Here is a 23,652-nt window from a genome sequence, read left to right on the forward strand (position 1 = left end):
TATATTTTGAATGAAACGAGATGGTAAAAATGCCAGTATAAATTTTTATACGATACAGTATATTAGAATTATCTGAAATTTATATATAATTAAGATTTATTGTCATATCAGACCAAAAAATAGCCCTGATACGTGAAACTATCGAGACTGAACGAGTACAGTTGTGTCAGATCAGCGAAAACAACGCATCGATATCGAGACAGGCTTCCAGCCCTTCCGCCAGTTCATCCAGCGCCGCTTCGACGCTCAGGCGGTAATTGCCTATTCCGCCCTCAACACCTAGCGCTGCGAGAAATTGCTGCCGAAAACGATCCGCACCGAAAACACCATGTAAATAAGTGCCCATGATGCGGCCATCGGCAGATATCGCACCGTCATCATGATTTTCGATGCGCGCGAAAGGCCTGAACATATCCGCACCTGTCGTGCGGCCAACATGAATTTCATATCCCTCGAGCGGCGCATCATAGAGCAGCGAAGTCGCCTTCACATTGCGGACGACTTTTTCCGGCTCCATGACCGTCTCGATGTCGAGCAGCCCCAGCCCTTCTGCTTCGCGCACCTGCCCTTCGATACCGTGCGGGTCATGGATGCTGCGCCCCAGCATCTGAAACCCGCCGCAGATACCCAGCACATGTCCGCCCCGCTTCACGTGCTGTACCAGATCGCGATCCCAACCGTTTTCACGGAAAGCCAGCAGATCGGTGATCGTGGATTTCGTTCCCGGCAGTACAACCAGCCCGGCATCGGGCGGAAGAGACGTACCGGGCGGCACCATGACCACCTCCACCGCAGGCTCGGCTTTCAGCGGGTCCAGATCGTCAAAATTGGCGATGCGCGGCAACATCGGCACCGCAACTTTTAGCGCCTTGTCAGCACTGCGCACGGCGCGCTCCAGAACCACCGAATCCTCGGCAGGCAATCTGGAAACCGCCTTTAGCCACGGAACCACACCGAACGAGCGCCAGCCGGTGAAGCGTTCGATTGCTTCCAGCCCGTCATCGAACAGAGAAATATCACCACGAAACTTGTTGATGATGAAACCGCGCACCATGGCGCGGTCTTCGTCCGACAAAATTGTATGGGTTCCGACCAGAGAGGCGATCACCCCGCCCCGATCAATGTCGCCGACCAGCACCACCGGCACATCTGCCTGCGTTGCGAAACCCATATTCGCAATGTCGCCCGCCCGAAGGTTGATTTCCGCGGGCGACCCCGCACCTTCGATCAGCACGAGATCAGCGCCTTCACTGACGATGGAAAAGGACTCCATCACCGACGCCATCAACTGCGGCTTCAATTCCTGATAATAGCGCCCGCGTGCCTCGCCACGCACCTGACCCTGCACCACGATCTGGCTGCCCATATCTGTCTGAGGTTTAAGCAAAACCGGGTTCATATGCACCGAGGATGGCACGCCCGACGCCAGTGCCTGCAACCATTGGGCACGACCGATTTCGCCGCCGTCGTCACTGACAGCAGCGTTGTTCGACATGTTCTGAGGCTTGAACGGGCGGACCTTCAATCCGCGATTGCGCGCCACACGACAGAGCCCAGCGACAAGCACGCTCTTGCCGACATCAGACCCCGTTCCCTGAAACATAATTGCCCGTACCATAGGACCTGCGTAGCCGAAACGGCAAGCCATGGCAATCTGGGTCGCAGCCTATGCTTTACAGCACATCCGAAGCGTTCAACGACACACCTTCTATGCAAAAATGCGCATCAGTTTATTACAAATGTGAGCAAGATTATTCCAATAGAGCGTTGGCAGCCATCCGGTCTTATGCTCTAGTCCACAACAGAGGAGCGGTACTCAACTTTCAAAGCTGAGGGAGGAAACCATGGATGCTGCCGAACAAAACCAGTTCGAGCTGAATGAAGAACAGCTTGCCATTCAGGAAATGGCGCGCGGCTTCGCCAGCGACCGGATTGCACCCCACGCGCTGCAATGGGACCGCGACAAGCATTTCCCGGTTGATGCACTCCGCGAGACCGGATCGCTCGGCATGGGCGGCATTTACGTCCGCGAAGATGTTGGCGGATCAGCGCTGAAACGCATGGATGCAGTGCTTATTTTCGAAGCGCTCGCAGCGGCCTGCCCGTCATTCTCGGCCTTTGTTTCAATCCACAACATGGCTGCGTGGATGATCGACACATTCGGCAACGAAGCGCAACGACAGCAGTTTCTGCCCAAGCTGACAGCGATGGACTGGCTTGCCAGCTACTGCCTGACCGAACCGGGGTCCGGCTCGGACGCCGCCGCCCTTCGCACCCGTGCGACGCGGGACGGCGATCAATATGTCATCAACGGCGCCAAGCAGTTTATTTCCGGCGCCGGAGAGACTGACATCTACGTCACCATGGTGCGTACCGGCGAGGACGGTCCGAAGGGTATTTCCACCCTCATTGTGCCGAAAGATGCACCCGGCCTGTCGTTTGGCGCCAATGAATACAAGATGGGCTGGAACTGTCAGCCGACGCGAACCGTCATTTTCGACAACTGCCGCGTGCCGGTGGAAAATCGGCTTGGCAATGAAGGCACCGGCTTCAAGATCGCCATGGCGGGTCTTGACGGCGGGCGTCTGAATATAGGTGCCTGTTCGCTTGGTGGCGCGCAATCCGCGCTCGACAAGGCGCTGGAATATTGCGGTGAACGCAGAGCCTTCGGACAAACGATCGACCGTTTTCAGGCCCTGCAGTTTCGCCTTGCGGACATGGAGACGGAACTTTCGGCAGCGCGCCTGCTGCTTTATGCCGCCGCCAGCAAGCTCGACCGCAAAACCCACGATGCTGGCAAATGGTCGGCGATGGCCAAGCGGTTTGTGACCGACACGGGCTTCAATGTCGCCAATGAAGCGCTGCAGCTTTTTGGCGGTTATGGTTACCTTCACGATTATGGGATCGAAAAGCTGGTTCGCGACCTGCGCGTGCACCAGATTCTGGAAGGCACCAACGAAATCATGCGCGTGATCATTGCAAGGCATATGATCGGGCGCTGAACAGCACTTATACGGAGGAGTTTATCATGGCCACTATCGCATTCATCGGCCTCGGCAATATGGGCGGCCCGATGGCGGCAAATCTGGTCAAGGCCGGACATACGGTGCGCGGCTTCGATCTGTTGCCGCAGCATCTTGAAGAAGCCCGCGCCAATGGATTGCAGATCGCCGCGAGCGCGGTGGAAGCCGTGGCCGACGTAGACGCAGTTATAACCATGCTGCCCGCAGGCAAGCATGTTCTCGCCGTTTATGAGGAAATCGCGCCTACGGCCCGTAAAGACTCGCTTTTCATTGATTGCTCCACGATTGACGTCGATTCAGCACGCAAGGCGCATGCTCTCGCTGCCAGCCACGGTCACCTCTCCATCGATGCGCCGGTTTCGGGCGGCACCGGCGGTGCAGCCGCAGGCACACTCACTTTCATGGCGGGCGGCAGCGACAAGGCCTTCGAGCGTGGCGAACCGATCCTCAAGCCAATGGCTGGCAAGATTGTGCATTGCGGCGGCGATGGAGCCGGACAGGCCGCCAAGATCTGCAACAATATGATTCTCGGCATTTCGATGATCGGCGTCAGCGAGGCCTTCGTGCTGGCCGAAAAGCTCGGCCTTTCGCATCAGGCGCTTTTCGACGTGGCCTCAACCTCGTCGGGCCAATGCTGGTCGCTCACCACTTATTGCCCTGTCCCGGGGCCGGTGCCGACCTCCCCCGCCAATCGCGACTACAAACCGGGCTTTGCCGCAGCACTCATGTTGAAAGACCTCAAGCTATCGCAGGAAGCGGCGAAAAGTGCGGGCGCGGAAACGCCGCTTGGTGCCCATGCCGAAGCGATTTACGCGCTTTTCGACGGTGAAGGTCATGGTGGCGAAGATTTCTCCGGCATCATCAATCATTTGCGGGCAAAATCCGACGCCAAGTAAAAAAACATCACATCCGTGAAAAACTTGCCCAAAAAAGGCAATGTTTAGATTTGCTTAATCGTCTGCTAACCGTACGGTAACGATGTTCGGATAAAAAGGAGCTCGAGACAGGCTGAGCCTCTCTCGATGCTCCGGATCTGGTATTGCGTACCGGAGCTTTATGTATCTCTCACCAGCGTTTAGTCCGGTGAGATTGCCATGCGTAGTTGGCAAAACCGTGCGCCGAAAGGCAGCGCGGTTTTTGCCGTAAACGAAAATTTTATCAAATATTGTCCTCATATTTCGATTGATTGGCGCTACCCGGATTGAAATCCGAACATAATCCTGTGACATGTAGCAGCCTGTTTGCGCCCATCCGGGCATTTCGTTCAGCATCGGGACTTCAAGCTTGACCGCATTAAGACAAACCGCGTCTACCGCAGACAAAGAAATATTGGGACTGCCTTGGGCCGTTCTTTTTATAGTGTGCTATTTCGTGCTTCAGGCCGTTCTGGTGACTTATATCTCCAACGGTGCCGGGCTCGATGACGCGGAACAGCTCGCCAATATAGGCTATCTCGACTGGGGTTATGGCGGTTCGCAGCCACCACTCTATACCTGGACGACCAATCTTGCCGCCTCCGTGCTGGGCACGTCGATGCTGACGCTTCAAATCGTGAAGTTCGGCATGCTGGCAAGCCTGTTCCTCAGCGTCTTTGGCGCGATGCGGCTTTTAGGGTTTTCGCGCGCCGTGGCCTCGGCCAGCATGCTCGGCCTGTTTCTCATTCCGCAAATCGGCTGGGAATCGCAGCGCGCCTTGACCCATTCGGTGGCTGGCACGGCGGGTTGCGGATGGACCTTCCTTGCCTTTGCCTGGCATATGCGCAAGCGCAGCGTTATTTCGGCTGCCCTTCTTGGCGTTGCCATGACCGCTGCACTTCTGGGCAAGTTCAACGCGTCGTTCTTCCTCATCATGGTGATCATAACTGGGCTTTCAGTGCCCGAATATCGAACTGTGCTGCTGTCGAAACTTTCGGCTGTCACCCTGCTTGCCTTCGCGATCTGTGTCGGCCCGACGGCAACATGGATGTTCGCGCACAAATCGAGCGTCATCGCCCGTTCCGGCAAGTTGCAGATGGGCGCATCGGGCAATCCGATCTTCGACCGGCTGAACGGCATTGAAAGCTTCGTGGAAGCGGCCTTCCTGTTCTCTGTGCTCGCCCTGGCAATCGCGGCTATCATCGCGCTGATCCATTACAAAAAGCGCACAAAGCCAACCACGCCCTACACGCCCGGCGAGACATTCATGCGTCGCCTCGTGCTTGTCGGCTTGCTCGTGGTTTTCGTCGGCGTCGTTGCTACCGGCGCCAATGACGTCAAGGACCGCTGGCTTCAGCCAGTGCTGTTTCTGTTGCCGGCTGTGCTGGCATTTCGTCTGGAGCGCTTCCGTATCGGCAAGCGCCCAGTCATCGAATATGCAGCAATGGGCGCGCTGGTTGCGCTGCTGGTTCCGCCGGTCCTGTCCTATTATCTGGTCTACGGCTCCAGCATGCCGCCCTACGGTCAGCTGGATTATCGTCAGCTTTATACGGAAATCAGCAGCCACGGACATTTCAGGACCATCGTGGCCGATAATGCGCAGATACCGGGCAATTTCCGGCTCTTCGATCCGTCGCTGAAAGTTGTCCACCCGGAAACGCCCGATGGGGCCAAGCAAATCACAGCGCCAATTCTGGTCATGTGGTTTGGCGACGCTACGCCCAACGCCCACATTGCGAATCTTCTGGCGAATGCCGATATCGCGCTGCCGACGACGGGCATCTTCACGACGAGCATCGCTTATAAAACACGCCCGGATATGCAGATGCAGGTGGGTTATTTTCTGGTCAACGCGCAATAATGCGCGTCGCGAAAAAGGCCCGGGAGCATATCCCGGGCCTTTTGCTTAAAACCTTATTCAACCGTTTCCTGAACGGCATTTGCAGTGCCTTTTACATCGCGTCCGACGCCGCGAACCGTATTGGCGCAAGAAGCCAGTGTGAAGGCACAGAGAACAATAGCAACCGGGACAAGGCGGGTCAGTTTCATAGCGGTCTCTCCGAATAAGGATGTCGTTACAGCCCAAACCAATGGGCACACATGCTTGTATCGTGCCAGCATTCCATCGGCCCACCCCGGACCCCGCCTCTGTCAGCTGGCGATGAAGCCGTTTCATCCGGCTGTCATAGAGGAAATCTAGCGCAACATTTCGGCCTGACAAGAGACGGGATTACTTAGACCCACAAGTTCTTGTGAGATGTATCAGCAAGAACGAAAAGTCTCGAAGCGGCCCGTCCGACGATAAGCTTCGAACACATTGCGCAAGTTCTCCGCCACTGCATGGATATGTGGTCCGGCTTCCGGCTTTATGATCATGCCAAGCTGATAGCGCCCCAGTTCCGGCAGGCCATGTTCCGAACCCAGCGCGACAATGCCTTCGCCAAGCAAGGTCTTCGCGAAAGGCGCGATGGCGAGATCGGCCATGATGGCGGCGCGCTGCCCGGTAGAATGCGAACTCATATAAGCGATGCGATAGGGACGCCCCGAGCTTTCAAGCGCTTCCAGAGCATTGCCGCGCCAGGCGCAGCCCTCTTCCCAGATGGAAAGCGGCAGCGGATCGCGACGATAAGCCGTTCCACATTTCGCCCCGGCCCAGACGAGTTCCTCATCGAGCAGAACTTCCGTGTCCCCCTTGCCGGGCACCGTATGCGACATGTTCACCAGCGTTACATCGAGACGCCGTTCATCCAGGCGCTTGCGCAGATTGCTGCTCTGATCGATCACCACATCGACGGTCACACCGGGATGGGTTTCGGCAAAACGCTTCAAGACGAGCGGCAAAACACATTCGCCGATATCGTCGGGCGAGCCCAGCCGCACCACGCCGGTGACAGTCGGCGCGACAAATTTCGAAACCGCTTCACGGTTGAGCGCCAGAAGGCGACGCGCAAAACCGAGCAGAACTTCGCCATCGCTGGTGAGTGTCACCGAACGGGCATCGCGGTCAAACACGGCGACGCCGATCTGCTCTTCAAGTTTCTTGATCTGCATCGATACGGCCGATGGCGTGCGAAACACCGCATTGGCTGCGGATGAAAAACTGCCGGTGTCCGCAATCGCCACAAAGGTGCGAAGGACATCGATATCGAGCATTGGCAAAGGATGCTGGACGGGCGCTGTCATGACGGAACTCCGGTGATGATAAATCAAATTTTCTGATCTTAAGCCTTTTTATATTTCGTTTGATTGAACGTCAAGCACAGCGCACATTAAGCACATCGAAAACACCCATCCCGCTGCAGCAGGCATTCAAACCAATCCATTCTCGCCCCGAGGAGACCGAAAATGACCGCACAATGCCAAACTATGGGCCAAGCCCTAAGCCAGACAGCAGCCCGCGACCGTCGTTCAGCGACGTCGGAATCGCCTTCGATCTTTACATGGCTGCGTCAGGCCCACTCTGAAATAAGAAGCCAGATCGAACAGTGGATGCTCGACCGCAAAATTGCACGCACGCGCCTCTCGATCCAGAATTTGCCGGAACATATTCGGCAGGACATCGGCTGGCCCGCAATCGATGACCGCCTTCCGATGACCCGACCGAGCCAACCCACGCGTGCCAACACGCTCCACAACGGTTGATTTGCGACAAACATCTCTTTTCCAATGAGGGCGAGCCTGTCTCGCCCTCATTTTCACGACATGAAAATACCTTCTCGCGGCAGGCATTTAGCCGCACTTTGCAACCTAACCGTTCTGTGTCTCAATAAAGCACTGTCCCGTTTGCGTCATTGCTCTCCCCTAGTGTTTGCGGGCAATGATGCCGGGATCGCCGGTCTGATAGCGACCGGCAAAAAGCGGGGCAAAAACAGGCCCCGCAGTCGTGACGGAGACGGAAGCATCGCCGCGTCGGGAACCGCAGCGCGTGCTTCATAAAGTGGGAACGGTCCGGTTATGAACCAGGCTTCATCGGTTAAGCGGTCTATTGTCTTTTTTCTGGTGCCGAACTTCTCGATGATCGCGTTTGCGACCGCCATCGAGCCGTTACGCATCGCCAATCGCATGCTCGGTTACGAAGCCTATCGCTGGCGTCTGACGTCGGCGGATGGCCAGCCAGTAACGGCATCGAACGGCGTGGTTTGCGCCGCCAATGCCTCGCTGGAAGACGAACGACGCTATCTGCAACGCGAGCAGCGCCCGTCCATGGTGTTCGTCTGTTCCGGCGTCTATGTCGAGGAATTCCGCAACAAGTCGGTCTTCGCCTGGCTGCGCGAAGAATATAACCGCGGCGTCGCGGTCGGCGGCCTGTGCACCGGCGCGCATATCCTTGCGGCAGCCGGCCTCCTTTCCGGCAAGCGTTGCGCCATTCATTGGGAAAACCTGCCGGGCTTTGCCGAGGCGTTTCCGAAGGCGGAAGTCTATGCCGACCTGTTCGAGTTCGACAGCAATATCTACACCTGCGCAGGCGGAACAGCCTCGCTCGACATGATGCTGAAGCTCATCGGCGATGATTTCGACGCCAATCTGGTCAACAAAATCTGCGAGCAGGCGCTGACCGACCGCGTCCGCAGCCCGCAAGACCGGCAGCGTCTGCCGCTGCGCGCGCGCCTTGGCATCCAGAACTCGAAAGTTCTAACGATCATCGAGATGATGGAGGCCAACCTCTCCGAGCCGCAGGCGCTGATCAATGTCGCCCATACCATCGGCCTGTCGCGCCGTCAGGTCGAGCGTCTGTTCCGGCAGGAAATGGGGCGCTCTCCCGCCCGCTATTATCTGGAAATCCGCCTCGACCGAGCACGGCACCTGCTTTTGCAATCGTCCATGCCGGTGGTGGAAGTGGCGGTGGCCTGTGGCTTCGTTTCCGCGTCGCATTTTTCCAAATGCTATCGCGAACTCTATGGACGCTCGCCGCAGCAGGAACGCGCAGATCGCAAAATGCTCATCGCAGCATAGGCTGGATCATTGCGACAGATCGAATGCCCGCTGGATGAAGCAGTCCGATCCTCGTGTAAAAGACTAAGAAAATCAGTATCGTAAAGCGTCTTTCGGAATCAGTTTCGCAAGATCGGGTGACGCTCGTACCGGCATGTCGCTTGCAGAACAGGCTTGTTGCGAATAACCCCGGCTTTGCCCGGTGGCAGACGCAGTCGTGTCAGGCAGCGAATATGTCGTATAAAGGCAAATATCCTGCCCCGTCAGCGATTATGGTTCTGTCAAATACCAACCAGGGTCACATAAAATGGCAGAGTTTCCTAAGAAGGCGAAGGTCGTAATCGTCGGGCTCGGCGGCATCGTCGGGGCATCCGTCGTGCACCACCTGATCGAACGGGGCTGGGACGACATCGTCGGCATCGACAAGTCGGGCATTCCGACCGATATCGGCTCGACAGCCCACGCGTCGGATTTCTGCTATGCAACCAGCCACGATTTCCTCTCCTGCTGGACCACGCTTTATTCCATCGATTTCTACGAGAAGATGGGGCACTACGCCCGCGTCGGCGGAATTGAAGTTGCGCGTGTGGGCGACGATGGCCGCATGGATGAAATCAAGCGCAAGGTCGCATCGGGCAAGGCGTTTGGCACCCGCGCCCGCCTGATGGAACCGGCAGAGATCAAGGAAAAATTTCCGCTGATCGAAGAAAGCATGGTTCAGGGCGGCCTGTGGGACCCGGATGCCGGTCTGGTCATCCCACGTTCGCAGACGGTTGCTGGCAAACTGATCGATCAGGCGGAAGCCGCTGGCAAGTTGAAGAGCTTTGCCAATACACCCGCCCAGTCGCTGCTGGTCGAAAACGGTCGCATCAAGGGTGTTGTCACCCATCGCGGCACGATTGAAGCCGATTATGTGGTGATCTGCGCTGGCCTCTGGGGACGTTTGATTGCCGAAATGGTCGGTGAAGATCTGCCTGTCATGCCGATTGACCATCCGCTGACATTCTTTGGTCCTTATAATGAATTCGAAGGCACCGGCAAGGAAATCGGCTGGCCGTTGATGCGCGATCAGGGCAATTCGGCCTATATGCGCGACACCGGCGATCCGAAGACCGCCGAAGGTGGCCAGATCGAATGGGGCTATTACGAAGAGACCAATCCGCGCCTCTGCCACCCGCGTGATCTTCTGGAAAAGCACGAAGCGCGCCTTTCGCCATCGCAGCGCGACCTCGATATGGAACAGGTTCTGGAACCGCTCGAACGCGCCATCGAGTTGACCCCGATCCTCGGCGAGCTTGGCTATAATGAAAGCCATTCCTTCAACGGTTTCCTGCAAGTCACCACCGATGGCGGCCCATCCATGGGTGAAAGCCAGAAGGTGCGCGGCCTCTGGTATGCGGTGGCCATCTGGGTCAAGGACGGCCCCGGCATGGGCAAGCTTATTGCCGACTGGATGACCGATGGCCGCACATCCATCGACCATCACGCCATCGACTATTCCCGTTTCTATCCGCACCAGATGACCGAACAGTTCATCTGGGATCGCTGCACCGAAACGGCAATGAAGGTTTATAACCCGGCGGTGCATCCCCGTGAGCCTTTCTCCAAGGGCCGCAATATCCGCCGTTCACCCTTCTATGAACGCGAAGTGGAGCTTGGCGGCTATTTCATGGAACTCGGCGGCTGGGAGCGTGCGCATGGCTATGCCGCCAATGAACACCTGCTGGAAAAATACGGCGACCGCGTACCCGTGCGTGAAAATGAATGGGACAACCGCCATTTCTGGCGCGTTTCCAATGCCGAGCATCTCGAACTGACCGAAAATTGCGGCATCATCAATCTTTCACATTTCGCGATTGTTGACATTGAAGGCCCGGACCATGTCGAGCTGATGGAATGGCTTTGTGCGGCCAAGATCGGCGGCGACGCCAATATCGGCAAGGGCATCTATACGCATTTCCTCGACGATGAAGGCATGGTGCGCGCCGATTTCACGGCAATACGCATGGCGGACCGCATCCGCATGATCAACGGTGCCGATGCTGGCCCCCGCGATTTCCATTACATGCGCCGCGTGGCCGAGGATAAGGGCTTTGACGTCACCATCACCGATGTGACGGAGAAATATGTCACCATCGGCATCTGGGGCCCGAATGCCCGCGAAAATCTCAAGAAAGTCGTTGAGAATCCTGACGGTCTCAATGCCGAAAACTTCCCGTTTGCGGCGATCAAGCCGATCAGGATTGCGGGCAAGGACGTGACCGCCTTCCGCATTTCCTATGTTGGTGAACAGGGCTGGGAATTGCATATGCGCTATGAAGATGGCCTCGCCGTCTGGGATGCGCTGCGCTCCACCGGCACGATTGCCGTGGGTGTCGAAACCTATGCCAATACCCGCCGCATGGAGAAAAGCCTGCGCCTTCAGAACGCCGACCTGCTGACCGAGTATAATCTCCTTGAAGCAGATCTGGCGCGCCCGAAGGTCAAGGAGGCCGATTTCCGGGGCAAGGCCAAACATGTCGAATATCGCGCCCGGGAACATCAGCCCGCTATGCTCTGCACGCTGGTCATGACCGACAATATCGATTCGAAGGGCGTCGCCCGTTTCCCGGTCGGCATCATGCCGGTCATGGAGCCGGAAACCGGCGAAACGCTGGTCGATGAACTGGGCCGCCGCTCGTTCACCTCGTCGGTCGCTTTCGGCCCGACCATCGGCAAGAATATCGCGCTTGCTTATCTGCCATGGAGCCATTGTCAGGAAGGCCGCAAGCTGACCGTCGAATATTTCGGCGAAACCTATCCGGTCGAGGTAGCGTCTGTTGGCTATAAGCCGCTTTACGACCCGGAAAACCTCAAGCCGCGCAGTTGAGCCAGCGGTGAGGCCAACAAAAAGCCGGGCACAACGCCCGGCTTTTTCAATTCAATAATGCGGCAGACTTATTTCAGCGTCGCCTTGCCGCCGGTGATGGTGATCGTCTCATCACCGGTCAGCGCTTCGCGGTCGCCGTTCGGAAAAGTGACGAAGCAGCCTGCGGCGCAGAAATCGACAGTGTCGCCCGGCGCCACAACCATCTCGCGCTTTGAAGCACCTTCGGTGACCACGATTGTCTGCGCGGCGCTGTCCTTGTTGGAAATCTTGGCGGCGTAAGAACCGCCCATGGAAGCGGCAAGCATGACGACTGCGCCAAGACCGATCGTAGCAAACTTGTTGATCTGAATTACGTTCATATCGTTTCGGTGTTTCCACCGCTCCCGCTTCTACAACCCTGATGGAAGCAAGCCTTGCTTCCATCCTCGATGAACGACCCGCCGTTCGTAGCTCTTTTATAAAAGGACAAAACTGAACTGCAACTGAACGAGGCGTGATCACGCTTTATCGTCGTTGTCGTCCGTTGCCTTTGCCTTCTCTTCGCGCACCTTCTTCTTTGGCGACGCTGTCGGCGCCTTTTGCATGATCTCGGAAAGTTTTTCGATTTCCGGCAGCCCCAGCACGAGATCGGTCGAAGACGACGACAGATGCAGCCCCTCTTCGTGGAAGCGCTCCACGATCTGGAACCGCAACTCGTTCTTGATGCCGCCGGTCGCAGTGATGTCTGCGACATGCGCATAGATGTCGAACACCATCAGTGAATCGGTCATGCTCTGGAAAGCGACGAACGGTTCTGGATTCTTGAGAATGGACGGATGGCCGCGCACGATATCCAGCAACAGCGTGTGCACACGGCGCGGGTCTTCCGTATAGGAAGCCTGAACATTGATATCGATGCGGCCAAGCTTGTTGCGATGCGTCCAGTTGCCGACATTGCCGTTGATGAGCGTCGAATTCGGCACAATGATCGATTGCTTTTGGAAGGTTTCCACTTCCGTTGCGCGCACACTGATCTTCTTGACGATGCCGCTGACCGTGCCTGCTTCCACCCAGTCACCGACCTTGAACGGGCGTTCCGCCAGAAGAATGAGACCGGAAACGAAATTCTGGACGATGTTCTGGAGACCAAAACCGATACCAAGTGAAAGACCACCGGCGATCAGCGCCAGATTGGACATATTGAACCCGGCCGCCGAGACGCCCATCAGGGCGGCGAGACAGAGACCGACATAACCGATCACCGTGCGGATGGAATTGCGCACGCCGGAATCGACGCGGCCCCTCGCCATGACGCTGTTGTCGAGCCAGTTCTGGAACCAGCGCGTCAGCAGATAGCCGATGACGAACAGCAAAATGCCGGTGAGCAGCCCCATCAGCGAAACCGACATATTGCCGATTTCAAAGCCGGTCATCAGTTTGAAGAATGCATTTTTCAGCTCGGCCCACTGGAAGCCGAGCTGCATCAGCACCAGCGGAATGCCGATCAGTGCTACGACTAGATTGATGAGAATGCCTGCGACAAGCCCCAGCTGGTCGAGCGTCGCATCGTCAAAGTGGAAACGCTCGCGCAAGCTCGCGCCGACCTTGCTTGACGCAAATGCCTGTTCTTCGGAAATGGCGCGCCCCGTCAGGAAGCCCAGATACATCGTCACCAGAAAAGCGCCGGTCACGACGATCTGCTGTGACAGAAAGCGCGCCATGCCGATATAGCCGAAGAGGGCGGCCAGAATGGGCAGCAATCCCAATATGATCAGAAATATCTTGAAGAGACGCGGCCATGACCGCACGCGCTCGTCATCCCGCCGCACTACGGGTTTCAGGAAGGCGATTGCCAGAATGAGAATGCCCACCATGACAGTCGCCAGCAGGCTTTGGGCCATGGTGAGCGACAAGGGCGACGACAGTAGCTTGTTGACGGTACCGATAAAAGAATCGACGCCCGTCGTCAGCGCTGTCGCGGTTATCAGCAAGCCCAGAATCCGCCCCGGACGCGGCGCGACCGGTACGAGGCGCCATTGCGGCATGTCGGGACTGATACAGGCAGCGGCCAGACGATGAATGAAGAAGACGAGACCGAGGACGATGAACAGCGATTCCAATATCGACGCAACGTCCGTTCTTAGAACATTGAAATAGTTCAGGAAAAAATAGGTCGTCGCCAGAAAGACGCCGAGTGCTGCAGACGGAATGACCGTGGACCAGAAGGCGACCAGAAGGCGGCTAAGGTAGGACGGCGACTCGATGGTCGGGTCTCGTTGATATAGCGTACCAAGCAAACGCCGCGCACCGAGCTGGATCACCAGCGCACCGACGAATGCGAAAAATGCTGCTGCCAGGAACGAGTTTAGCTTGAAGGTGACGACGAAGCGCCACCAGGACTGGATGATGCGCCACAGCGATATGACCTGATTATTCGCCGCTGAAGCGACCTCCGTGCCGAGCGCGGTATCGAGATTGACGCGTTGCGACAGCGTCTTCGCAAAAAGGTCGCGACGCAGATCGCCGATCTTCGCCGACATCTGGTTGACGCTGAGCGAGGTATCTTCCGTGTCGCCGATCATCGCGTTAATCAGCGCCTTTTCGGCGGTGAGGCGCTTGCGCTCATCCGTCACGATACCCGGCTCTGTCGCATCGCCCGATGGCGCGGGGCCAAGCTGCTCCAGACGCGTATTGATCTCGGTCAGTCGTGGACGAAAGGCGACACCCGCATCAAGAAGCTTTTTGGACAGTGCGTCGAACTGAAGCTTCAGGTTTGCCAGCGCTTCGTCGCTGTTTTCAGCTTTCTGCAGCTGTTCTTTGAGCTTGTCGGCCTGCTGCTTCAGATCGTCAATGATCGGCTTTTGCTGCTGCACGATGGCCGATACCGGCGGCTGAGATTGGTCGCCATCTTCCGGCGCTGCCTGAGCACCATCGTTCGACTGGCTGGCAGGCGCTTGACTGGCAGGAGCCTGCTGCGCTTGCGGCTTGTTATCCTGTGCGCTGGCGGGCGCTATGCTGCCCAACGAAAGCGCGCCGATCAAAAGAGAAAATGCAACGAACCGAAACGTCGATAAATGGGCCAATTTCAAATCTGCCGTTATGAAGATCACTGTTTCAACATAAAGCGCCGTAGAACGGAAGCAAGGCAGGTTGCAAGAGAGAATCCCACGTGCTCCCCAATGGCATGAACGGTGCTTTTCGCCCGCCACTTGTTGCGAGGCGACAATGAAACCACGGCAAAACGCCAGTATTTCCTTGTTCGCACCGGCACAAATGGCTAATGAGGATTCGTGAACAGTGCAGAAACTGGCTCGAATCCTGAGCGAGACTCTAACGAAAGTCTGGGCAGTTTTATGATAGGCATGAACAGCACAGGGCAGCATAGACAGCATGGTTTCATGCTGTTGATGGCATGCGTGCTGTCTTTTGCAGCACTATTGTTCGCCGTGGACTTCTCTGCACTGAACGACAAGACTGGCGACGATACATCTCGCAGCCTTCATAAAATGCTTGCCGCCAGACAGGCTGAAAGCACGCCGACAGCTCCTGTCCGGCAGCAATCGGCACCCGCACCGCAGCCCATGCGCGCCATTCTCGTCGAAGCCATGGCCGCGAAAATCAAAGCAGCTTTTCCGCTGGGTGGTGACACGGCACTCGCCGTTGCCCGAGCCGGTCATCCCTTTGCCAATGCGAAATCTGCAGAGGCCGGGCGCGATTTTCAGCATTTTACGGCTGCCCAGCAATATTTTGGTTTTGCCCGCGCACCTCCTGTAAGCGCATAATAGGCACCATCGGAAGACTGGCTTTCTCCAGTCCCCAACACTTTTACGTAAAACAGCGTCATCCGCCCCCACACAGATTGTGGCTTTCCATTCCGGTCAGCCTGTCGGGATTTTGAGATGACGCGCAGACTCGGAACCACAATCCATGCGTACTTCGAAATGGGTCGTAGCGCTGTACAGCCTGATCGTCGTGATCGGGCTTATCATCGCCTTGCCCAACTTCTTCACACAAAAACAGCTGGATGCGATGCCATCCTGGTTCCCGAAGCGTCAGGTGACGCTCGGTCTCGACCTGCGCGGCGGCTCCTATCTCGTGCTGGAAGTGGACGCAGCCGGCCTTAAAAAGGACCGCCTGCGTGCGCTGCTGGACGATGCCCGCAGCAAGCTGCGCGCTGAGCGCATCCAGCCGCAGTCGATCCGCGCCGTGGGCGATGCCGTCATCGTGGCAATTCCCGATGCCGACCAGCGCGCCAAGGCGGAAACGGCGCTTCGCACGCTCATCTCGCAGGTCAACACCAGCGGTTTCGGCACGGCGATCAATGATATCGACGTCAACTCGACCGATAATCAGGTCCGCCTGACGCTGACCGAAGCGGGCTTCAATTACCGCCTCGACGCAGCACTGCAGCAGAGCCTCGAAATCATCCGCCAGCGCGTTGACCAGGTCGGCGTTGCCGAACCGTCGATCCAGCGCGTCGGTTCCGACCGTATCGTGGTTCAGCTTCCGGGCCTCCAGGACCCGGCTCAGCTTCGCCAGCTTCTCGGAAGCACGGCGAAGATGAGCTTCCACATGGTCGCCGATGTCAATCCGAACGATACGCCGCCTCCGGGCGTGACGATCATGCCGGATTCCAAGGATGCGAATATCAAATATCCGATCGAAGACCAGATCGCGCTCTCGGGTGAACGCCTGACCGATGCCCGCGCCGGTTTCGACCAGCGCACCAATGAGCCGATCGTTTCCTTCCGTTTCGACAGCCTTGGCGCACGTCAGTTCGCCGATATCACCACGAAGAACGTGAACCGTCCTTTCGCCATCGTTCTCGACGGCAAGGTCTTGAGCGCACCGGTTATTCGTGAGCCGATCACCGGCGGTTCGGGCCAGATCAGCGGCAGCTTCACCGTTCAGGACACTGTCGTTCTGTCCGCCCTGCTGCGCGCAGGCGCCCTGCCCGCGCCGCTGACTGTCATTGAAGAACGCACCGTCGGTCCCGACCTTGGCGGCGACGCCATCAAGATGGGCCTTGTCACCGGCATCATCGGCTTCGCGCTGGTGGCCGTGTTCATCGTTCTGCTTTACGGCCTCTGGGGCATGATCGCCAATGTGGCGCTTCTTCTGCACACATTGCTGACCTTCTCCGCGTTGAGCCTCATCGGGGCCACGCTGACCCTGCCCGGTATCGCCGGTATTATTCTAGGTATCGGTATCGCGGTCGATGCGAATATTCTCATCAACGAACGTATCCGCGAAGAAACGCGTAAAGGCCTCGGCGCGATGGCGGCGCTCGACAAGGGCTTCCACAGCGCCTTTGCAACCATCGTCGACTCTAACGTCACCTCGCTGATCTCGACGCTGCTTCTGTTCATGTTCGGCACAGGCCCGGTTCGCGGCTTCGCCATCACCATGATGCTCGGCATCGCGATTTCGATGTTCACCGACGTGACGCTCGTGCGCATGGCGATGGGCTGGTTCGTGCGTCGTCGCAAGCTGAAGGTTCTGCATATCGAGCCGATCCTGAAGTTTGCGCCGGAAGGCACCAACTACCGCTTCATGAACGCGCGCTTCGCCGGTATCGGCGTGTCCATCGTGCTGTCGATTGCCTCGATTGTGCTGTTCTTCAAGCCGGGCCTCAATTACGGCATCGACTTCAAGGGCGGTATCCAGGCCGAAATCACCACGTCGCAGCCCGCCGACCTTGCGCAGCTTCGCGCCAAGCTCGGTTCGCTGGAACTGGGTGAAGTGGCGCTCCAGAGCGCAGGCAGCCCGAATGAAGTGCTCATCCGCATCCAGCGTCAGGATGGTGGCGAGGAAGCGCAGACGGTTGCTGTCAACAAGATGCGCGAAGCCGTTACCGAGCTTGATCCGGGCGTGAAGATCGAACGAACAGAAGTCGTGGGACCGAAAGTCTCCGGCGAACTGGCGCGTTCCGGCTTCATAGCGGTCGTGCTCTCCGCACTCGGCATGCTGGTCTATCTCTGGTGGCGGTTCGAGTGGTTCTTCGCGCTCGGCGCGATCATAACCCTTGTGCTGGATACGACCAAGATCGTCGGCTTCTTCGCGCTGATGCAGCTCGATTTCAACCTGACGGCAATCGCTGCTCTCCTGACGATCATCGGCTATTCGGTGAACGACAAGGTGGTTGTCTATGACCGCATGCGTGAAAACATGCGCCTCTACAAGTCGAAGCCGCTGCGCGAGATCATCGACATGAGTATCAATCAGGTGCTCGTGCGCTGTATCTACACATCGCTGGTGACATTCCTCTGTATGTTCCCGATGGCGATCTGGGGCGGCAGCGCCGTCCATAATTTCGCCGTGCCGATGCTGTTCGGTATCGTCATTGCGACGTCGTCGTCGATCTTCATCGCAGCGCCGATCCTGCTTCTGCTGGGCGACTGGTGGCAGCACCACAAGGAAGCTCACAAGCCTGCTGAAGAAAAGGCCATCGCGCAGAAGTAATCCAATCGCCGGGCAGGATTTCCGTCTTGCCCGGCTCCCACAATGAATTGACAGAAGCATGTTCCCCGAAAGTGGAAACCGATTTTGGGACAAGGACATGCTAAAACAGAGGGAAACGGCACCCTATGCCCCATGACACGCCTTTGATAGCGACAATCGTCATCGGGTTATGCCTTGCCTTCATCTTCGGTGCTGTAGCCACCCGCCTCAAAATCTCTCCACTGGTTGGCTATCTTCTGGCTGGCGTTATTGCCGGTCCGCACACACCCGGTTTCGTTGCCGATCAGGACCTCATTTTGCAGCTCGCCGAAATCGGCGTCATCCTGCTGATGTTCGGCGTCGGTCTGCATTTTTCCCTGAAAGACCTGCTATCCGTTAAAGCCATCGCCGTTCCGGGCGCGTTGGCGCAAATCGCCACCGCGGCCGCCCTTGGCACCGGCCTTGGCCTTGCGCTCGGTTGGGACGTTGAAGCAGGCATGGTCTTCGGCCTTGCGCTATCCACCGCCAGTACCGTCGTTCTGTTGCGTGCCATGCAGGAGCGCCGCCTGATCGACACCGAACGCGGCCGCATTGCCGTCGGCTGGCTGATCGTTGAAGATCTCGCCATGGTGATGGCGCTGGTCCTGCTGCCCGCCGTCGCCAGTGTCACGGGACGCGCGACCAGTGCCGCAGCAAGCGACCCGCTTGCGGCCTGGCTTGGCCTCGGCATTGGCGGCATCATTCTCCTGACCATCGCCAAGGTGGTTCTGTTCGTCGCCCTGATGCTGGTGGTCGGGCGCAAGGTCATTCCCTGGCTTCTCAACGTCGTCGCACAGACCGGCTCGCGCGAATTGTTTCGTCTTGGCGTTCTGGCCATTGCGCTCGGTGTGGCTTTCGGCGCGGCGCATCTCTTCGGCGTGTCCTTCGCACTCGGCGCATTCTTCGCCGGTATGGTGATGAGCGAATCCGAGCTTAGTCACCGCGCAGCTGAAGAATCCCTGCCCTTGCGCGACGCCTTCGCAGTGCTGTTCTTCATTTCGGTCGGCATGTTGTTCGACCCGATGAGCCTTTTGAAAGACCCCTTGCCCCTTCTGGCCACGCTTGCGATCATCCTGATCGGCAAATCCGTAGCGGCCTTCTTTATCGTCCGGGCCTTCCGCCGCCCGGTCAGCACGGCGCTAACGATTTCGGCAAGTCTGGCGCAGATCGGCGAATTCTCGTTCATTCTCGCCGGGCTTGGCGTCAGCCTCAATCTATTGCCACCCGCCGGACGCGATCTGATTCTCGCTGGCGCAATCCTTTCCATCTTCCTCAATCCGGTGATGTTCATCGTCGCGGAACGGATGCGGCCCTGGATCGAAAAGCGCAGCGCAAGCGAAGCAGCAAACGAACCAACGGGCAGCGCAGCCATCGATGTTTCCGAACCGGAACCATTGCCTCACACGCTTCTGACCGGCCACACGATCATTGCTGGCTACGGACATATCGGCAGCAGGCTGGCCACCAGTTTGCAGGAACATGCGATGCCGTTCCTCGTCATCGATGACTCGCCGAAAATCTGCACCGCTTTGCGGGAAAAAGGCATCGAAGCTATTGCGGGCAATGCCTCCGATACCGAAATATTGAATGCGGCGAATCCGGGGCTTGCCAAAAATCTGGTCATTGCGATTCCGAATGCCTTCGAGGCAGGACGCGCAACCGCTCTGGCCCATGCGGCCAACTCGGATATTCACATCGTCGCGCAGGCCAGTTCGCAGGCCGAAGCACAATATCTGACCGATCTTGGTGCAACCGCCGTCATTCTTGGCGAAGAGGAAATTGCAAAGGCAATGGCCAAGGCAATCGGCGCAGACGTTTCGAATACGGGCGGCAATGCTTCTGCCCGGCAGCCACAGCGGCATATTCAGGCACAGGACGACAGTTCTGTGACTGCCGCTGATGGCGAAGCACAGGCTATATAAGGGGGAACACAGATGAAAATTGAAGGGGCGGTAATCGGTTAATGAAAGCAAAGGATTATATCTGGCCAGTCATCGGTGTCTGTGCTGTGGGCGTTTCAGTCTGGCTTCTCTATCGGGAACTTCGCAGCATATCGCTCGACGATGTTCTGGACAGCCTCTACGCCATTCGCGCACATCACTGGGTACTGGCAGCGGCGGCAGCCCTTCTCGCCTATAGCTCGCTTGCCGGTTACGACCGTATCGCGCTTCTCCATTTGCGACGCAAGATTTCCTGGCTTTTCATCGCGCTCTGCTCCTTCACCACCTATGCCCTGTCGCACAATATCGGCGCATCGGTCGTCTCCGGCGCTGTTGTTCGCTACCGCGCCTATTCCTCGCAAGGCATGCCCGGCAGCGAGATTGCTGTTCTCATCGCGTTTTGCTCATTCACATTCATTCTCGGTGTCATCATCACATCAAGTGTCGTGCTGCTGCTTGAGCCGCATGTCCTCATGCGCTTCAACGAAGATCTGACACCCACCGTGGCCATGGTCATTGCCGTGATCATGCTGGCCTTCGTGCTGCTCTATGTCTTCGGCAGCTGGATGCAGCTGCGTCCGCTACAGATCGGCAAGTTCCGACTGGAATATCCGCGCATGTCGGTTGTCGTGCAGCAATTGATCGTGGCCCCGCTGGAGCTGATCGGCGCTGCGGGCATCATCTATTTCGCGCTGCCGGAAGCGGGCAATCCGGGCTTCCTGATCGTGCTCGGCATTTTCCTCGTCTCCTTCTCGGCAGCGCTTATCTCGCACGCGCCGGGCGGCCTTGGCGTGCTTGAACTGGTTTTCCTGACCGGCCTGCCGGATATGCATCAGGCGGATGTGCTGGCAGCACTGATTGTGTTCCGCCTGCTCTATCTCCTGATCCCCTTCGCCATGTCGCTGGTGGTGGTGCTGGTTTTCGAGAAATCGCAGTTCCTGCTGCGCTGGAACGAAAAGCATAATAAGTGAGACCCCATTCAGGCGGAGAATAATTTTCACTTATCCGCCTGAATTTGAATTCCTTTTCCTTAAAGTTGCGGGTTTCAGGGCCTATTTTGGAAACTGCTTCGCAAGTCGCCTCGATATCGGGACGAAAAGCGAAACAGAAAAGCCCTCCCAAGGCTCTGATCTCTATCGCAATTGCGAACGCAAAACCGTTTTGCACTTTTGCTGCAATTGCTTGAAAAGGAAACAACGCATGCCTGCGACACTTATCATCCCCGGCTACAAGGGATCGGAAGCAGGCCACTGGCAGCGCCAATGGTTGCATGACGATCCGTCAGCATTACTGGTTGAACAGGACGACTGGCATTATCCAGTGCTATCCGACTGGATGCATGCGCTCGAAGCAAAACTGGCCGAAAATCCCGGCGCGGTTCTGGTTGCCCATAGCCTCGGCTGTGTGCTGGTTGCCCATCTGGCAAGCCGTCCGGCTGCTGCCCACGTAGCAGGCGCACTTCTGGTCGCCCCGGCTGATGCGGAAACCATGGCCTCCAGGGACAACCGCTTCCAGAGCTTCGCGCCGTTGCCGCGCCATGAGCTGGGTTTCCCGTCCATCGTCGTCGCCAGCCGCAATGACGATTATATGCGCTTTGCCAAGGCAGAGGCATTGGCGAATGTCTGGGGTTCGGGCTTCGTCGACCTTGGCCATGCCGGTCACATCAATGTCGCGAGCGGGTTCAGCCGCTGGCCGGAAGGCGTCATTCTCGCCTCTTCCCTGCAAAGGGAGCCACAAACAGCAGCATCCTCCCAAGCTGCCCAACTGGCCGCCTGACCGCTCGCGCGCCGTGCGTCCTTTCGGACGCACGGCATCAAGCGTGTTGCTTGCGCTCCAGCAGGAATTTCAAAACCAGCGTCAGAACGGCAATCAATGCGAGTGTGGAAGCCGCAGCAAAGGCGCCGGCGACATTATAGTCATTGAACAGTAGCTCCACCTGCAACGGCAAAGTGTTCGTCTTGCCGCGAATAGCGCCGGAAACCACCGAGGTCGCGCCAAATTCGCCCATCACACGCGCATTGCACAACACCGCACCATAGAGCAGCGCCCATTTGATATTGGGAAGCGTGACATAGAAGAATGTCTGCCAGCCATTGGCGCCGAGCGTCATCGCCGCTTCTTCCTCGTCGCTGCCTTGCACTTCCATCAGCGGTATCAATTCCCGCGCCACGAAGGGCGAGGTCACGAACAGACTAACCAGAAAGATCGCCGGGACCGTGAACATGATCTTCAGATCATAGCTTTCAAGCAAAGGTCCGAGCAGGCCCTGCGAGCCATAGAGGAAGAGATAGGTCACGCCCGCCACAATCGGCGAGACGGAGAAGGGAATCTCGACAAAGGTAATCAGCAGCCTGCGTCCCGGAAAACGAAACTTCGTCACCAGCCAGGCGACACAGACGCCGAACGCCATATTGATCGGCACGACCACGATGGCGACCAGCACAGTCAGCCAGATCGCATGCAGCGTATCGGGCTTCAGGATTTCGCCAAAGAACGCGCCCGCGCCCTTGCTGAACGCATAAGCGAAAATGACCGCCAGCGGCGCGCCGATGCACAGGATGGACAGAATGCTGGCCAGCCAGATCAACAGGCTGCGAACGGCCCCCGGCGCGTTGCGCGCCACACTAGCGCTCTGCATAACGAAGCTGCCTTGCCTGAATGAGATTGGTGATGAGCAGCATCAGGAATGCTGTAACCAGCATGACGAAGGCCAGCGCTGCCGCTGCTGGATAATCATATTCGTCGAGCCGGATGAAGATCAGAAGCGATGTCACTTCCGTTTCGAATGGCAGATTGCCGGAAATGAAAACAATGGAACCGAACTCGCCGAGGCTGCGCGCAAACGACAGCGATGCGCCCGCTAGAAAGGCCGGGAAGATCGTCGGCCAGATGATATGGGCGAAAATCTGCCATGGCTTTGCGCCGAGGCTGCGCGCGGCTTCCTCGACATCGGCGCTCATATCTTCCAGCACCGGCTGCACCGTGCGGATGACAAAGGGAATGCTGGTGAACGCCATGGCGATGGAAATACCGAGCGGCGCATAGGCGACCTTGATGCCGAGCGGTTCCAGAAACTGGCCGAACCAGCCGTTCTGTGCAAAGACCGTCACCAGTGCCAGACCCGCAATTGCCGTGGGCAGCGCAAAAGGCAGATCGACGGCCGCATCCATCAGACGCTTGCCGGGAAACTCATATCGCGTCAGAACCCATGCCAGCAGCAGCCCGAACAGACCATTGAACACGGTTGCCAGTGCCGCAGTGCCGAGCGTGATGCGATAGGTGGCCAGCGCGCGGTCGGAGGTGACGATGGACCAGAAATCGCTCCAGCCGAGGCTCGCAGTCTTCATGATCATGGCAAGCAATGGCAGAGCCACGATAACCGTCAGATAAAACAAAGTGCAGCCGAGGGTCAGACCGAACCCCGGCAACACCGAATTGCGTTTCATGCTGAGAAGCGACACTGAATCATTCCATATGACGGCAGGAGCGCACGTCGCCGCACGCTCCTGCATATG

General features: G+C 57.5%; 17 protein-coding genes and 1 pseudogene. 11 read left to right on the forward strand and 7 right to left on the reverse strand.

What is annotated here, in order from left to right; all coding sequences use genetic code 11:
* Positions 1-166: 166 nt before the first annotated feature.
* Complete coding sequence (locus tag D8666_RS03750) at positions 167-1,618, reverse strand: cobyric acid synthase (protein ID WP_121536348.1); 1,452 nt, start codon at positions 1,616-1,618, stop codon at positions 167-169.
* A gap of 226 nt (positions 1,619-1,844) precedes the next feature.
* Between D8666_RS03750 and D8666_RS03755 the strand changes: the two genes are divergently transcribed.
* The 3 genes from D8666_RS03755 (at position 1,845) to D8666_RS03765 (ending at position 5,798) form a co-directional block, all read left to right on the forward strand.
* A complete protein-coding gene (locus tag D8666_RS03755; RefSeq protein ID WP_109369296.1) occupies positions 1,845-3,002 on the forward strand; it encodes an isobutyryl-CoA dehydrogenase in 1,158 nt (385 codons plus the stop codon).
* Positions 3,003-3,028: 26 nt separating this feature from the next.
* Positions 3,029-3,919: a 3-hydroxyisobutyrate dehydrogenase gene (gene mmsB / locus D8666_RS03760; protein ID WP_109369297.1), complete on the forward strand. Its 891-nt coding sequence runs from the start codon at positions 3,029-3,031 to the stop codon at positions 3,917-3,919.
* A 493-nt stretch (positions 3,920-4,412) separates the two neighbouring features.
* Positions 4,413-5,798: an ArnT family glycosyltransferase gene (locus D8666_RS03765; RefSeq protein ID WP_235858884.1), complete on the forward strand. Its 1,386-nt coding sequence runs from the start codon at positions 4,413-4,415 to the stop codon at positions 5,796-5,798.
* 53 nt (positions 5,799-5,851) lie between these two features.
* Here the strand turns inward: D8666_RS03765 and D8666_RS03770 are convergent, their stop codons facing one another.
* Together D8666_RS03770 and D8666_RS03775 are read right to left on the reverse strand one after the other, a co-directional pair.
* Entirely contained in the window at positions 5,852-5,986 is a 135-nt protein-coding gene (locus D8666_RS03770) for an entericidin A/B family lipoprotein (protein WP_010659830.1), read from the reverse strand.
* Positions 5,987-6,199: 213 nt separating this feature from the next.
* The gene (locus D8666_RS03775; protein ID WP_109369299.1) at positions 6,200-7,120 is read right to left on the reverse strand and encodes a LysR family transcriptional regulator; all 921 of its coding nucleotides are present in this window, start codon (positions 7,118-7,120) and stop codon (positions 6,200-6,202) included.
* A gap of 162 nt (positions 7,121-7,282) precedes the next feature.
* On the opposite strand from D8666_RS03775, the gene D8666_RS03780 reads away from it, so the two are divergent.
* From D8666_RS03780 to D8666_RS03790, 3 genes are all read left to right on the forward strand, one after another.
* Positions 7,283-7,579 (forward strand): DUF1127 domain-containing protein, encoded by a 297-nt coding sequence (locus D8666_RS03780; RefSeq protein ID WP_124916210.1) that lies wholly within the window; start codon positions 7,283-7,285, stop codon positions 7,577-7,579.
* A gap of 312 nt (positions 7,580-7,891) precedes the next feature.
* Entirely contained in the window at positions 7,892-8,890 is a 999-nt protein-coding gene (locus D8666_RS03785; protein WP_109369301.1) for a GlxA family transcriptional regulator, read from the forward strand.
* A 286-nt stretch (positions 8,891-9,176) separates the two neighbouring features.
* Entirely contained in the window at positions 9,177-11,738 is a 2,562-nt protein-coding gene (locus tag D8666_RS03790) for a GcvT family protein (protein ID WP_109369302.1), read from the forward strand.
* A 68-nt stretch (positions 11,739-11,806) separates the two neighbouring features.
* Here D8666_RS03790 and D8666_RS03795 read toward each other — a convergent pair whose 3' ends face one another.
* A complete protein-coding gene (locus D8666_RS03795; RefSeq protein WP_109369303.1) occupies positions 11,807-12,097 on the reverse strand; it encodes a hypothetical protein in 291 nt (96 codons plus the stop codon).
* A gap of 215 nt (positions 12,098-12,312) precedes the next feature.
* Positions 12,313-14,800 (reverse strand): annotated as a pseudogene (locus D8666_RS03800) (mechanosensitive ion channel domain-containing protein); the annotation flags it as partial.
* A gap of 270 nt (positions 14,801-15,070) precedes the next feature.
* On the opposite strand from D8666_RS03800, the gene D8666_RS03805 reads away from it, so the two are divergent.
* From D8666_RS03805 to D8666_RS03825, 5 genes are all read left to right on the forward strand, one after another.
* A complete protein-coding gene (locus tag D8666_RS03805) occupies positions 15,071-15,499 on the forward strand; it encodes a hypothetical protein (protein ID WP_109369304.1) in 429 nt (142 codons plus the stop codon).
* Between the two features lie 145 nt (positions 15,500-15,644).
* Positions 15,645-18,179, forward strand: coding sequence for a protein translocase subunit SecD (gene secD / locus D8666_RS03810; RefSeq protein ID WP_109369305.1), 2,535 nt, complete (start codon positions 15,645-15,647; stop codon positions 18,177-18,179).
* Positions 18,180-18,304: 125 nt separating this feature from the next.
* Positions 18,305-20,119, forward strand: a complete 1,815-nt coding sequence (ybaL, locus tag D8666_RS03815) for a YbaL family putative K(+) efflux transporter (RefSeq protein ID WP_109369306.1) — start codon at positions 18,305-18,307, stop codon at positions 20,117-20,119.
* 41 nt (positions 20,120-20,160) lie between these two features.
* Positions 20,161-21,108 (forward strand): lysylphosphatidylglycerol synthase domain-containing protein, encoded by a 948-nt coding sequence (locus tag D8666_RS03820; RefSeq protein WP_109369307.1) that lies wholly within the window; start codon positions 20,161-20,163, stop codon positions 21,106-21,108.
* Between the two features lie 229 nt (positions 21,109-21,337).
* Entirely contained in the window at positions 21,338-21,913 is a 576-nt protein-coding gene (locus D8666_RS03825) for an alpha/beta hydrolase (protein WP_109369308.1), read from the forward strand.
* Positions 21,914-21,950: 37 nt separating this feature from the next.
* Here D8666_RS03825 and cysW read toward each other — a convergent pair whose 3' ends face one another.
* On the reverse strand, positions 21,951-22,775 hold the full coding sequence (gene cysW / locus D8666_RS03830) for a sulfate ABC transporter permease subunit CysW (protein WP_109369309.1): 825 nt from the start codon (positions 22,773-22,775) through the stop codon (positions 21,951-21,953).
* Positions 22,762-23,583 carry a sulfate ABC transporter permease subunit CysT gene (gene cysT / locus D8666_RS03835; protein ID WP_109370257.1) on the reverse strand — a complete coding sequence of 274 codons (822 nt, stop codon included), beginning with the start codon at positions 23,581-23,583 and terminating at the stop codon, positions 22,762-22,764. The genes cysW and cysT overlap by 14 nt, the downstream gene beginning before the upstream one ends.
* Between the last annotated feature and the right edge of the window lie 69 nt (positions 23,584-23,652).

Source organism: Ochrobactrum soli (genome assembly GCF_003664555.1).
In the GTDB taxonomy this organism is placed as follows: domain Bacteria; phylum Pseudomonadota; class Alphaproteobacteria; order Rhizobiales; family Rhizobiaceae; genus Brucella; species Brucella teleogrylli.